Raw genomic sequence first — 12,392 nt, 5'->3', positions numbered from 1 at the left:
CGCCCCGGCAGGAGCGGCGCAGCGGGGTTCTCAGCCGGTCGCTGCGAGCGCCTGCCCGGTGCGGCTGGCGGTGGCGCGGCCGAGCAGGCCAGCCAGCCAGCGGCCGGTCTCGGCCAGTGCCGGCAGGTCCACGCCGCTGTCCAGGCCCAGGCCCTGCAGCAGGTAGACCACGTCCTCGCTGGCGACGTTGCCGCTGGCCCCCTTCGCATACGGGCAGCCACCGGCCCCCGAGACTGCGCTGTCGACCACGCGCACGCCTTCTTCCAGGCAGGTGGCGATGTTGGCGATGGCCTGGCCGTAGGTGTCGTGGAAGTGCACGGCCAAGGCGTCCATCGGGATCTCGGCAGCGACCGCCTGCAGCATCGCCCGTGCCTTGCGCGGGGTGCCGACGCCGATGGTGTCGCCCAGCGAGATTTCGTAACAGCCCATCTGGTGCAGCGCGCGCGCTACCCGCACCACGTCGGCCAGCGGCACCTCGCCCTGGTAAGGGCAGCCGAGCACGGTGGAGACGTAGCCGCGCACGCGCACGCCATCGGCGGCGGCGCGGCGCAGGATCGGCTCGAACCGGGCCAGCGATTCGTCGATGCCGGCATTGGTGTTGGTGCGGTTGAAGGCCTCGGACGCAGCGGTGAACACCGCCACTTCCTCCGCGCCCACCGCGCGGGCGCGGTCGTAGCCCTGTTCGTTCGGCACCAGCACCGGGTAGTGGATGCCGGGCCGGCGCTGGATGCCGGCGTAGACCTCGGCGGCGTCGGCCAGCTGCGGGATCCACTTCGGGCTGACGAAACTGGTCGCTTCGATGCTGCGCAGGCCGGTAGCCGACAGGCGGTTGATCAGTTCGATCTTGTCGGCGGTGGACACCGACTGCTTTTCGTTCTGCAGGCCGTCACGCGGGCCGACCTCGACGATGCGGACATGATCGCTCATGCGGCTGCCCCATCGGCCGGGAGGTGGCAGACCGCTTCGATGTTGTTGCCGTCCGGGTCGAGCACGAACGCGGCGTAGTAATCCGGGTGGTACCACGGGCGCAGGCCCGGGGCGCCGTTGTCGCGGCCACCGGCGGCGAGGGCGGCGGCGTGGAAGGCGTCCACCTGCGCGCGGCGGGCGCAGGCGAAGGCCACGTGCACGCCGTGGCTGGCGGTGCCGCCATTGCCGAGCCAGAAGAACGGCTTGCCGTCGCTGCCGAAGCCGACGTGGTCGTGGTCGCCGGTCTGTTCGGCGCTCACTTCCATCACCACGCCGATCTGCAGCGGCGCCAGCGCCTGCAGGAAGAAGGTCTTGCTGCGCGCCAGGTCGGCGCTGGTCAAACCAAGATGATCGAGCATGTTCAGGCTTCCGTGACCCAATGGGGGGCGCGCTTGTCGAGGAAGGCGCCCAGGCCTTCCTGGCCCTCGGCGGAGACCCGCAGGCGCGCGATCAGGGCCGCATTATCGCGATCCAGGGCGTCGCGGTCATGGCTGTCCCGGACCTGCCGCACCAGCTGCTTGGCGGTGGACGAGGCGATCGGGCCGGCCTTGTCGAGCAGCGCCAGCTGGCGTTCCAGCGCCTCGTCCAGGCGCTCGGGCTCGACCAGCTGATGGACCAGGCCGATGCGCAGCGCGGTATCGCCATCGAAGTGCTCGCCGGTGGCGAACCAGCGACGGGCCTGGCGGGGGCCGATGGCCTCGATCACGTAGGGCGAGATGACGGCGGGCAGCAGGCCCAGGCGGCTTTCGGTCAGGCCGAAGCGGGCCGAGGTGCTGGCGATGGCGATGTCGCAGCAGGCGACCAGGCCGACACCGCCGCCGAAGGCCGCGCCGTGGACCCGGGCCAGGGTCGGTCTGGGCAGCTCGTCCAGGGTGCGCATCAGCCGTGCCAGGGCCAGCGAGTCCTCGCGGTTGTCGGCTTCGCTGGCCGCCGCCATGCCGCGCATCCACTGCATGTCGGCACCGGCCGAGAAGGAAGCGCCGTGACCGGCCACCACCACGGCCCGGATCGAATCGTCGCGCCCGGCGGCCTCCAGCGCGGCGGTCAGCCGGGCGATCAGGCTGGCGTCGAAGGCGTTGTGCAGCTCCGGCCGGTTCAGCCAGAGGGTGAGGACGGCGCCGCGGCGCTCGATCTGCAAAGCATCGTTCATGGGATTCCAGAGTCACTCCATACCTGTATGGATCATAGCGGGCCATTGGTCATGGGCCATGACGCGACGCGGGAATGTTAGAATCGAGAACCATTTACATCCAGCAGAGAACACGCTAGATGACGCTGTCCGAACTGCCGCTGCACACCTCGGCCGTGGTCGAGTCCGTGCAGGACCTGCATGCCAACGATGCCATTGCCCGTCGCCTGCGCGAGCTGGGTTTCGTGAATGGCGAGGAAGTACGCCTGGTGGCCAAGGGTCCGGTGGGGGGCGAGCCGCTGCTGGTGCAGGTCGGGTTCACCCGGTTCGCGCTGCGGATCAGTGAAGCCAAGCGCGTCGTGGTCGACGCCGTCAGTCAGGAACGCCGTGCATGACCGCTACTGCCGCCTCCGCCCCCCTGCGCATCGCGCTGGTCGGTAACCCCAACAGTGGCAAGACCGCGCTGTTCAACCAGCTGACCGGCAGCCGGCAGAAAGTCGCCAACTACACCGGCGTCACCGTCGAGCGCAAGGAAGGCCGCCTGCGTGCGCCGTCCGGCCGTGAATTCGCCGTGCTCGACCTGCCGGGCGCCTACAGCCTGCATCCGGCCAGCCTGGACGAGGCGATCACCCGTGACCTGTGCCGGGGCTTCTACCCGGGCGAAGCGGCGCCGGACGTGCTGCTGTGCGTGATCGACGCCACCAACCTGCGCCTGCACCTGCGCTTCGCGCTGGAGCTGCGCGAACTGGGCAAGCCGATGGTGGTGGCCCTGAACATGGTCGACGCGGCCCAGCGCCGTGGCATCCAGGTGGACGTGGCCGCGCTCGAGCGCGAGCTGGGCGTACCGGTGGTGGAGACCGTGGCGGTGCGCAAGCAGGGGGCCAGGGCCCTGGTCGAGCGCCTGGACGCGATGGTGCCGCACCTGGATGCACCGGTGCCGGGCCCGGAAGGTGGCATCGATTACCACGCCAGGGTGCGCGAGATCCTGTCAGTCGCCGTGCGGATGCCGGCGCGGACCGCGAAGATCGACGACGCACTGGACCGCTGGCTGCTGCACCCGGTGTTCGGGCTGATCAGCCTGGCAGTGGTGATGTTCCTGATCTTCCAGGCGGTGTACGCGTGGGCGACGCCGCTGATGGATGGCATCGAGGCTGGCTTCGCCTGGCTCGGTACTCTCGTTGGCAGCGTGTTGCCGGAGGGCCCGCTGGCCAGCCTGCTGACGGACGGCATCATCGCCGGCGTCGGTGGCGTGGTGGTGTTCCTGCCGCAGATCCTGATCCTGTTCTTCTTCATCCTGGTGCTGGAGGAATCCGGCTACCTGCCGCGTGCGGCGTTCCTGCTCGACCGCATGATGGCCGCCGCCGGCCTGTCCGGCCGCTCGTTCATCCCGCTGCTGTCCAGCTTCGCCTGCGCGGTGCCGGGCATCATGTCCACGCGCAGCATCCAGGACCCGCGTGACCGCCTGGCCACCATCCTGGTCGCACCGCTGATGACCTGCTCGGCGCGCCTGCCGGTGTATGCGCTGCTGATCGGTGCGTTCATTCCGCAGAAGACGGTGTGGGGGGTGTTCAACCAGCAGGGCCTGGTCCTGTTCGGCCTGTACGCGGCCGGCATCCTCAGTGCGCTGGCGATGTCGTGGATCATGAAGAAGTGGCGCCGCGACAAGAGCGAGCACCCGCTGATGCTGGAGCTGCCGTCCTACCGGCTGCCGCACGTGCGTGACCTGGCGGTGGGCCTGTATGAGCGCGGCATGATCTTCCTCAAGCGCGTCGGCGGCATCATCCTGGCGCTGACCATCCTGCTGTGGGTGCTGCTGTCGTTCCCGGCGGCCCCGGTCGATGCCACCCTGCCGGCGATCGACTACAGCTACGCCGGCCGGATCGGCCATGCGATGGCCGTGTTCTTCGCGCCACTGGGCTTCAACTGGCAGATCTGCATCGCGCTGATTCCGGGCCTGGCCGCGCGTGAGGTGGCGGTGTCGTCACTGGCGACGGTGTATGCGCTGTCGGCGGCCGACGACGATGCCGCCAGCCAGGCACTGACCCCGTTGATCAGCGACGGCTGGTCGCTGGCCACGGCCCTGTCGCTGCTGGTCTGGTACATCTACGCCCCGATGTGCATCTCGACGCTGGCCACCATCAAGCGCGAGACCAACTCGTGGAAGCAGATGGGCTTCGCGGCGTTCTACCTGTTCGCGGCGGCCTATGTGGCCGCGCTGATCACCTACCAGGTGACCAGGGCGCTGGGAGGCGGCTGATGGATACCGGGCTGCTGGTCCAGTACCTGATCATCGCGGTGGCCGTGCTGGTCAGTGCCTGGGTGGTGCTGAAGAAGCAGTTCCCCGGGACCGTGCGCACGCTGCGCGGGGCGCTGGCGCTGGCCCTGCTGAAGCCGGGCCGCGCGGCCTGGGCGCAGGCGCTGGGGCGAAAGATCGCGCCGCCGGCAACGGGTAGTGGTGGCGCCTGTGGCGGTTGCGACAGCTGCGGGCCGACCAAGAAGTAGCGTCGAGCCATGCTCGGCGGCGGCCGCCGGGTGGTGCGAACCTTGGTTCGCACGCTCTCAGTGTTCAGACCTCTCTGCGGATGATCGCCCGGAAGTTCCCGTCCCGGTTCAGGCGCCGCACCGACGCGCGGTTTCCATGGGCTGCTGCGAAACCCGCCACGTCCGCCAGGGCATCGAGCAGCAGGGCCTTCAATGCGTCGCGATTGCCGGCCTCGAGCAGATCTTCAAGATCCTGCTGGATGAAGGCCCGGCGCAGGCCCGGCGTCTCTTCGATCCGCCAGTCGACATGGGGCGTGGGAATGCTGGAGCGGTACCGGAAAGCCGTTTCAAGGTCGTCAGGCGCGAGCGGATACGCGAGCAGCTCCGGGAAGTAGAGTCCAGCATTCACATAGAAGCCCCGGCTTTCGCTGGCACGCTGGTGATTCACGACAAGCAGCGCGGCATCCAGCAAGCGGTAGCGGGTCGTCGACGTCCCGGCAAAGCCGGTCTTCCTGGCGCACTTGCTGAAGACGGTCGAGGATTTCATGGGTGATGCCCCGGCTGAAGGGAGGGCCACAGACTTGAAGCGGAGCGTTGCCGCGTCCAGTGGCAAACCCGTCACCGCCGGAGTCGAACGGCCTGACAGTTGCGCGCAGGCAACACCGTGCGTCGCGAGGAATGAGCGCCTTCAATCAAAGAGCATGCAGCGTCACAGCGATGGCGCTTGCCGGAGCGGGCGTGCTGCCGCTAGCCTGCAGGCATGAACCAGACTCCCCTGCGATTGCTCATTCACGGCGCCTCCGGGCGCATGGGCCAGGCCCTGCTGCGGCTGGCCGCCGAACATCCCGAAACCCTGCAGATCGTGGCCGCGGTGACCGGCCGTGCGCCGGCGCAGCGCGTGGTCGACGGCGTGCCGTTCTTCGGTGCCAGCGAACTGCCCGGCGCGCCGGTGTTCGACGTGGCGATCGACTTCAGCCTGCCGGAGGGCTTCGACCCGCTGCTGGCGCTGTGCGTGGAGCGTGGGGCCGGGCTGGTGTCGGGCACCACCGGCATCTCCAGCACGCAGCGCCAGGCGCTGGAGGCGGCAGCGGCGAAGATTCCGCTGGTCTGGGCCTCGAACTTCAGCTTGGGCGTGGCGGTACTGGACGAGCTGGTCGAGCGCGCGGCGCAGGCGCTGCCCGGCTGGGACTGCGACATCGTCGAATCGCACCACACCCAGAAGAAGGACGCGCCGTCGGGCACCGCGCTGACCCTGGGTGCGGCCGCGCAGCGGGGCGGGGCGGAGCCGCACTACGCCAGCCTGCGTGCCGGCGACATCGTCGGCGAGCACCTGGTCCAGTTCACCGGGCTGGGCGAGCGCATCGAGCTGGTGCATCGGGCCACCAACCGCGACATCTTCGCCCGCGGCGCCCTGTTCGCCGCCCGCCAGCTGCAGGGCCGGGGCCCGGGCAGCTACCGGGTGCGGGACCTGCTGGCGTAAGGCGGTAGTTGCCGGCCGCTGGCCGGCAACCTTGGGTTACGGGGCGCCAATGGGATTGCCGGCCAGCGGCTGGCACTATCCGGTAGCGGGTGCCGCATACGCCGCCGGATTGAAATGAATGCGCAATCGCCTGTTCATGAAGCGCGATAACCGCTGGCGCGAGCGCCCCGGCAGCGCTACAATTCGCACTCGCCGAATCACGAAAGCCGGACCGGTCCCAGACCGTACGTCCGCGCTTTTTTGCAACCGGATTTCCGTGAAGCGCAGGCGTGACTTCGGCAGCCCCCTCGGTAGCCAAAGTGAGATTCCCGTGACCCAAGCCGCAATCCTCGTCCTCGAAGACGGCACCGTATTCGAGGGCGAATCCGTAGGCGCGCCCGGCCTGTCCGTCGGTGAGGTGGTGTTCAACACCGCCATGACCGGCTATCAGGAAGTTCTGACCGACCCGTCCTACGCCCGGCAGATGGTCACGCTGACCTATCCGCATATCGGCAACACCGGCATGACCGACCAGGACGATGAAGCGTCCAAGGTGTGGTCGGCCGGCCTGATCGTGCGCGATGTTCCGCGCCGTCCCAGCAACTGGCGCAGCCAGGTGTCGCTGCAGGACTGGCTGATCCAGCGTGGCGTGGTTGCCATCGCCGGCATCGACACCCGCAAGCTGACCCGCATCCTGCGCGAGAAGGGCGCGCAGAACGGTGCGCTGATGGCCGGCGACATCGACGTGGAAAAGGCACTGGAAGCCGCCCGCAAGTTCCCGGGCCTGAAGGGCATGGATCTGGCCAAGGTCGTCACTACCGAGAAGACCTACACCTGGACCGAGGGCCAGCTGGATCTGGATGCCAATGCCTTCGTCAGCGTGCCGGCCCGGTTCAAGGTCGTTGCCTATGACTTCGGCGTGAAGACCAACATCCTGCGCATGCTGGCCGAGCGCGGCTGCGAAGTGACCGTGGTGCCGGCGCAGACCCCGGCCGCCGAAGTGCTGGCACTGAAGCCGGACGGCGTGTTCCTGTCCAACGGCCCGGGTGACCCGGAACCGTGCGACTACGCCATTGAAGCGATCAAGACCTTCATCGACGTGAAGATCCCGACCTTCGGCATCTGCCTGGGCCACCAGCTGCTGGGCCTGGCCTCGGGCGCGCAGACCATGAAGATGGGCCACGGCCACCACGGTGCCAACCACCCGGTGCAGGACCTGGACAGCGGGCGGGTGATGATCACCTCGCAGAACCACGGTTTCGCGATCGATGAAGCAACCCTGCCGCCGACCCTGCGCGTGACCCACCGTTCGCTGTTCGACGGCACCAACCAGGGCGTCGCCCGCACCGACGTGCCGGCGTTCTCGTTCCAGGGCCATCCGGAAGCGTCGCCGGGCCCGCACGACGTCGGTCCGCTGTTCGACCGCTTCGTGGTGCTGATGGAGCAGGCCAAGGCGTGATCAGTACGCCGCCGGCCTGCCGGTGGCGTCGCGATGGACCGTAAACCCCGCATCGCTGCTGCCCCCGGCGCGGCGCCGCGGATCAAGATTCCTGATCGACAGCGTGCGATCACCCCCCTTGTCACGCTGTACTGACTTAGAGAAGAAAATGCCCAAGCGCACTGACCTCAAGACCATCCTCATCATCGGTGCTGGCCCGATCGTCATCGGCCAGGCCTGCGAGTTCGACTACTCCGGCGCCCAGGCCTGCAAGGCCCTGCGCGACGAGGGTTACCGCGTGGTGCTGGTCAACAGCAATCCGGCCACGATCATGACCGACCCGGAGATGGCCGACGCCGTCTACATCGAGCCGATCAACTGGCAGACGGTCGAGAAGATCATCGCCAAGGAAAAGCCCGACGCGCTGCTGCCGACCATGGGTGGCCAGACCGCGCTGAACTGCGCGCTGGACCTGGCCGACAACGGCGTGCTGGAGAAGTACAACGTCGAACTGATCGGCGCCAAGCGCGAAGCGATCCGCATGGCCGAAGACCGCGAGCTGTTCCGCGTGGCCATGGGTGAGATCGGCCTGGAATGCCCGACCGCCGCCGTCGCCCACACCCTGGACGAAGCGCTGGAAATCCAGACCCGCGTCGGCTACCCGACCATCATCCGCCCCAGCTTCACCCTGGGCGGCAGCGGTGGCGGCATTGCCTACAACCGCGAAGAGCTGGTCGAGATCGTCAGCCGCGGCCTGGAACTGTCGCCGACCACCGAAGTGCTGGTGGAAGAGTCGGTGCTGGGCTGGAAGGAGTTCGAGATGGAAGTGGTCCGCGACACTGCGGACAACTGCATCATCGTCTGCTCGATCGAGAACCTGGACCCGATGGGCGTGCACACCGGTGACTCGATCACCGTGGCGCCGGCGCAGACCCTGACCGACAAGGAATACCAGCGCCTGCGCGATGCCTCCATCGCCGTGCTGCGCAAGATCGGCGTCGATACCGGTGGCTCGAACGTGCAGTTCGGCATCAACCCGAAGACCGGCCGCGTGGTCGTCATCGAGATGAACCCGCGCGTGTCGCGTTCCTCGGCGCTGGCCTCCAAGGCCACCGGCTTCCCGATCGCCAAGGTCGCCGCCAAGCTGGCCGTGGGCTACACCCTGGACGAACTGAAGAACGAGATCACCGGCGGCCTGACCCCGGCCTCGTTCGAGCCGTCCATCGACTACGTCGTCACCAAGATCCCGCGCTTCGCCTTCGAGAAGTTCCCGGCCGCCGACGCCCGCCTGACCACCCAGATGAAGTCGGTGGGCGAGGTGATGGCGATGGGCCGCACCTTCCAGGAGTCGGTGCAGAAGGCCCTGCGTGGCCTGGAGACCGGCAAGGTCGGCTTCGATCCGACCGGGCTGGACCTGTCCAACGAAGACGACCTGCAGACCCTGCGCCGCGAGCTGAAGGCGCCCGGCCCGGAGCGCCTGTTCTTCGTCGCCGATGCGTTCCGCGCCGGCATGAGCGTGGAAGAGATCTACGCGCTGTCGTTCATCGATCACTGGTTCCTGGACCAGATCGAGGAAATCATCGCTGCAGAAGGAGAAGTCGCTGCCGGTGGCATCGACGCGCTGGACGCCGCACGCCTGCGCAAGCTGAAGCGCGCTGGCTTCTCCGACGCGCGCCTGGCGCAGCTGACCGGCACCAACGAAGCCGCCATCCGCGCGCTGCGTCGTGCGCACAAGGTGCGCCCGGTCTACAAGCGCGTGGACTCCTGCGCCGGCGAGTTCTCCACCGGCACCGCCTACCTGTACTCGACCTACGAGGACGAGTGCGAGGCCGCGCCGAGCAACCGCGACAAGATCATGATCCTGGGCGGTGGCCCGAACCGCATCGGCCAGGGCATCGAGTTCGACTACTGCTGCGTGCACGCGGCACTGGCGCTGCGCGAGGATGGCTATGAAACCATCATGGTCAACTGCAACCCGGAGACCGTGTCGACCGACTACGACACTTCCGACCGCCTGTACTTCGAACCGCTGACCCTGGAAGACGTGCTGGAAATCGTCGAACTGGAACAGCCGAAGGGCGTGATCGTGCAGTACGGCGGCCAGACCCCGCTGAAGCTGGCGCGCGCGCTGGAGGCCAACGGCGTGCCGGTGATCGGCACCAGCCCGGACTCGATCGATCTGGCCGAAGACCGCGAGCGCTTCCAGCAGCTGGTCGACAAGCTGGGCCTGAAGCAGCCGCCGAACCGCATCGCCCGCAACGACCAGGAAGCCCTGCTGCTGGCCCGCGAGATCGGCTACCCGCTGGTGGTGCGCCCGAGTTACGTGCTGGGCGGCCGTGCGATGGAAATCGTCTACGGTGAAGCCGACCTGGCCCGCTACGTGCGCGACGCGGTGAAGGTGTCCAACGATTCGCCGGTGCTGCTGGACCGCTTCCTCGACAACGCCGTCGAGTGCGACGTCGACATCATCGCCGACAAGGACGGCAACGTCCTGATCGGTGGCGTGATGGAGCACATCGAAGAAGCCGGCGTGCACTCGGGCGATTCCTCGTGCTCGCTGCCGCCGTACTCGCTGTCGGCCGAAACCCAGGCCGAACTGCGCCGCCAGGTGGTGGAGCTGGCCAAGGCCCTGAACGTGGTCGGCCTGATGAACACCCAGTTCGCGATCCAGACCAGCGACGAGGGTGCTGACACCATCTACTTGCTGGAAGTGAACCCGCGTGCCTCGCGCACCGTGCCGTTCGTGTCCAAGGCCACCGGCATGCCGCTGGCCAAGATCGCCGCCCGCTGCATGGCCGGCAAGACGCTGGCCGAGCAGGGCGCGACCAAGGAAATCGTGCCGGACTACTACTCGGTGAAGGAAGCGATCTTCCCGTTCGCCAAGTTCCAGGGCGTCGACCCGATCCTCGGGCCGGAGATGCGCTCCACCGGTGAGGTGATGGGCGTGGGCCGCAGCTTCAACGCCGCCTTCGCGCGTGCGCAGGAAGCCGGTGGCATCAAGGCACCGCCGGTCGGCAAGGCGTTCGTCTCGGTGCGTGATCCGGACAAGAAGCGCGTGCTGCCGGTGGCCAAGGCGCTGCTGGCGCGTGGCTACAGCCTGGTCGCCACCCGTGGCACCGCCGCCTGGCTGCAGCAGCACGGCATGGACTGCGAGATCATCAACAAGGTGGTCGAAGGCCGTCCGCACATCGTCGACTCGATCAAGAACGGCGAGATCGTCTACATCGTCAACACGACCGAAGGTCGTTCGGCGATCAACGACTCGTTCTCGATCCGTCGCGAGGCGCTGCAGCATCGCGTCACCTACTCGACCACCATTGCCGGCGCCAAGGCGCTGGTGGATTCACTGGAATTCCGCGGCACCGGTCCCGTCTGGTCGCTGCAGGAGCTGCACAAGGAGTTGAATGCATGAGAGCCCCCATCACCATGAAGGGCGCGCAGAAGCTGCGCGACGAACTGGATCACCTGAAGTCGGTCAAGCGCCCGAAGGTGATCGCCGCGATCGCCGAAGCGCGCGAGCATGGCGACCTGAAGGAGAACGCCGAGTACCACGCCGCGCGCGAGGAACAGGGCTTCATCGAAGGCCGCATCAAGCAGCTGGAAGGCGAGCTGTCGCACGCCGAGATCATCGACGTGAGCAAGCTCAATGCCGGCTCCAAGGTGGTGTTCGGCGCCAGCGTGACCCTGGCCGACGTGGAAACCGACGAAGAGAAGAAGTACCAGATCGTCGGTGACCTGGAGGCGGACATCAAGCAGGGCCTGATCGCGATTTCCTCGCCGGTGGCGCGCGCGATGATCGGCAAGCTGGAAGGCGATTCGATCGTGATCGACGCCCCGGCCGGCCAGCGCGAGTACGAGATCGTCAGCGTCAGCTACGTGGACTGACCGGGTGGCGACGGCGACCCTGCTGTTGCCGGCGCGCAGCCGCTTTGCCGCGGCAGCGTTGCCGGACGATGTGGCACGTGCGCTCGGCCGTGCCACGACCGTGCAGGTCGCGCCGGGCGAACGCGCGCAGCTGTCACGCCATTTCTCGGTTGCCGCGCCGCACTGGCCGGTGGCCGCACTGACCCGCCAGCGCGATGTCGGCGATGCCGCCGGCGCCAGCTGGCTGCGTGCCGATCCGGCCTGCATGGTGCCGGACATGCATGGCGCGCGGATGATGGCCTACGGCGAAACGCTGCGGCCTACGCTGGCCGACAGCCTGGCGTTGCTGCCGGTGCTGCAACCCTTGTTCGCCGATGCCGGGTTCGTGCTCGATGCGCCTGATCCTTCGCGCTGGTACCTGCGCCTGCCGATCGACGTGGTCCTGCCGGACTTCGACAGCCCGGACGAGGTGCTGGGCGATGACCTGTTCTCGCACCTGCCGGAAGGCGAGGGCGGCCGCCGCTGGCGGGCGCTGATGACCGAGGCGCAGGTGCTGCTGCACAACCATTCCTGGAACCAGCAGCGCGCCGCGCAGGGACAGCAGCCGATCAATTCGCTGTGGTTCTGGGGCGGTGGCGTGATGCCGGTGTCGGTCAGCACGCCGCACGCGCAGGTGCGCAGCCGCGACGCGCTGCTGCAGGGCCTGGCCCTGGCCGCCGGTGTGGCGGTCGACGGCGAGCAGGCGGTGGACGCACTGGTTGATCTGCGCCAGCTGCGTTCGCTGCAGCAGCTCGGCAACGATGCGATCCGGCCTTTGCTGGCCGCGCTGAAGCGTGGCGAACTGCAACGGCTGGTGCTGGATTTCGAGGACGGTCTGCAGTTCCAGCTCGACCGCGGCCAGCGCTGGCAGTTCTGGAAGAAGCCGCGCCAGCTCCACGACTGATCGGGGCCTCGGCCGAGCGGGGTCGGATCCGTTTGCCATCGGAAAATGGCTCTGACCCCGATGTTTCCCGGGGTTGCCGGCCAGCGGCCGGCACTACCGCAGGTAGCGGCGC

Annotated in this window: 12 protein-coding genes; 8 read left to right on the top strand and 4 right to left on the bottom strand. The window is 68.0% G+C overall.

Going from position 1 to position 12,392, the window contains the following annotated elements:
• Window positions 1-30 precede the first annotated feature (30 nt).
• Genes BLS66_RS16255 through BLS66_RS16245 form a run of 3 tightly spaced genes read right to left on the bottom strand, consistent with a single transcriptional unit; the run spans window position 31 to window position 2,116 of the window.
• Window positions 31-927 carry a hydroxymethylglutaryl-CoA lyase gene (locus tag BLS66_RS16255; protein WP_074726323.1) on the bottom strand — a complete coding sequence of 299 codons (897 nt, stop codon included), beginning with the start codon at window positions 925-927 and terminating at the stop codon, window positions 31-33.
• Complete coding sequence (locus BLS66_RS16250) at window positions 924-1,325, bottom strand: VOC family protein (protein WP_057495096.1); 402 nt, start codon at window positions 1,323-1,325, stop codon at window positions 924-926. Before BLS66_RS16250 ends, BLS66_RS16255 begins: the two co-directional genes overlap by 4 nt.
• A gap of 2 nt (window positions 1,326-1,327) precedes the next feature.
• A complete protein-coding gene (locus BLS66_RS16245; protein WP_057495097.1) occupies window positions 1,328-2,116 on the bottom strand; it encodes an enoyl-CoA hydratase-related protein in 789 nt (262 codons plus the stop codon).
• Window positions 2,117-2,235: 119 nt separating this feature from the next.
• Here BLS66_RS16245 and BLS66_RS16240 point away from each other — a divergent pair, with 119 nt between their 5' ends.
• Genes BLS66_RS16240 through BLS66_RS16230 form a run of 3 tightly spaced genes read left to right on the top strand, consistent with a single transcriptional unit; the run spans window position 2,236 to window position 4,597 of the window.
• Window positions 2,236-2,490: a FeoA family protein gene (locus tag BLS66_RS16240; protein ID WP_049464336.1), complete on the top strand. Its 255-nt coding sequence runs from the start codon at window positions 2,236-2,238 to the stop codon at window positions 2,488-2,490.
• Window positions 2,487-4,352, top strand: a complete 1,866-nt coding sequence (gene feoB / locus BLS66_RS16235) for a ferrous iron transporter B (RefSeq protein WP_057495098.1) — start codon at window positions 2,487-2,489, stop codon at window positions 4,350-4,352. Before BLS66_RS16240 ends, feoB begins: the two co-directional genes overlap by 4 nt.
• A complete protein-coding gene (locus tag BLS66_RS16230) occupies window positions 4,352-4,597 on the top strand; it encodes a DUF6587 family protein (protein WP_057495099.1) in 246 nt (81 codons plus the stop codon). Before feoB ends, BLS66_RS16230 begins: the two co-directional genes overlap by 1 nt.
• A 64-nt stretch (window positions 4,598-4,661) precedes the next feature.
• On the opposite strand, the gene BLS66_RS16225 is transcribed toward BLS66_RS16230, so the two are convergent.
• Window positions 4,662-5,123 carry a DUF4304 domain-containing protein gene (locus tag BLS66_RS16225; protein WP_057495100.1) on the bottom strand — a complete coding sequence of 154 codons (462 nt, stop codon included), beginning with the start codon at window positions 5,121-5,123 and terminating at the stop codon, window positions 4,662-4,664.
• Between the two features lie 213 nt (window positions 5,124-5,336).
• On the opposite strand from BLS66_RS16225, the gene dapB reads away from it, so the two are divergent.
• The 5 genes from dapB to BLS66_RS16200 all read left to right on the top strand — a co-directional run bounded on the left by dapB (window position 5,337) and on the right by BLS66_RS16200 (window position 12,280).
• On the top strand, window positions 5,337-6,056 hold the full coding sequence (dapB, locus tag BLS66_RS16220) for a 4-hydroxy-tetrahydrodipicolinate reductase (RefSeq protein ID WP_074726322.1): 720 nt from the start codon (window positions 5,337-5,339) through the stop codon (window positions 6,054-6,056).
• A gap of 310 nt (window positions 6,057-6,366) precedes the next feature.
• A complete protein-coding gene (carA, locus tag BLS66_RS16215; RefSeq protein WP_049464327.1) occupies window positions 6,367-7,494 on the top strand; it encodes a glutamine-hydrolyzing carbamoyl-phosphate synthase small subunit in 1,128 nt (375 codons plus the stop codon).
• Between the two features lie 148 nt (window positions 7,495-7,642).
• Window positions 7,643-10,885: a carbamoyl-phosphate synthase large subunit gene (gene carB / locus BLS66_RS16210; RefSeq protein ID WP_049464325.1), complete on the top strand. Its 3,243-nt coding sequence runs from the start codon at window positions 7,643-7,645 to the stop codon at window positions 10,883-10,885.
• An 8-nt stretch (window positions 10,886-10,893) separates the two neighbouring features.
• Window positions 10,894-11,358, top strand: a complete 465-nt coding sequence (greA, locus tag BLS66_RS16205) for a transcription elongation factor GreA (protein ID WP_181453298.1) — start codon at window positions 10,894-10,896, stop codon at window positions 11,356-11,358.
• A 4-nt stretch (window positions 11,359-11,362) separates the two neighbouring features.
• Entirely contained in the window at window positions 11,363-12,280 is a 918-nt protein-coding gene (locus tag BLS66_RS16200) for a phosphoglycerate mutase (RefSeq protein WP_049464323.1), read from the top strand.
• The last annotated feature ends 112 nt before the right edge of the window (window positions 12,281-12,392 follow it).

The organism is Stenotrophomonas pavanii (assembly GCF_900101175.1).
In the GTDB taxonomy this organism is placed as follows: domain Bacteria; phylum Pseudomonadota; class Gammaproteobacteria; order Xanthomonadales; family Xanthomonadaceae; genus Stenotrophomonas; species Stenotrophomonas pavanii.
The sequence above is the reverse complement of the archived record's forward strand: the minus strand, read 5'-3'. Positions and strand labels throughout refer to the sequence as shown.

Bases quoted from the DNA above. Each gene is read 5' to 3' on its own strand.
- BLS66_RS16255 (WP_074726323.1), bottom strand. From the start codon at position 927: ATGAGCGATCATGTCCGCATCGTCGAGGTCGGCCCGCGTGACGGCCTG.
- BLS66_RS16250 (WP_057495096.1), bottom strand. From the start codon at position 1,325: ATGCTCGATCATCTTGGTTTGACCAGCGCCGACCTGGCGCGCAGCAAG.
- BLS66_RS16245 (WP_057495097.1), bottom strand. From the start codon at position 2,116: ATGAACGATGCTTTGCAGATCGAGCGCCGCGGCGCCGTCCTCACCCTC.
- BLS66_RS16240 (WP_049464336.1), top strand. From the start codon at position 2,236: ATGACGCTGTCCGAACTGCCGCTGCACACCTCGGCCGTGGTCGAGTCC.
- feoB (WP_057495098.1), top strand. From the start codon at position 2,487: ATGACCGCTACTGCCGCCTCCGCCCCCCTGCGCATCGCGCTGGTCGGT.
- BLS66_RS16230 (WP_057495099.1), top strand. From the start codon at position 4,352: ATGGATACCGGGCTGCTGGTCCAGTACCTGATCATCGCGGTGGCCGTG.
- BLS66_RS16225 (WP_057495100.1), bottom strand. From the start codon at position 5,123: ATGAAATCCTCGACCGTCTTCAGCAAGTGCGCCAGGAAGACCGGCTTT.
- dapB (WP_074726322.1), top strand. From the start codon at position 5,337: ATGAACCAGACTCCCCTGCGATTGCTCATTCACGGCGCCTCCGGGCGC.
- carB (WP_049464325.1), top strand. From the start codon at position 7,643: ATGCCCAAGCGCACTGACCTCAAGACCATCCTCATCATCGGTGCTGGC.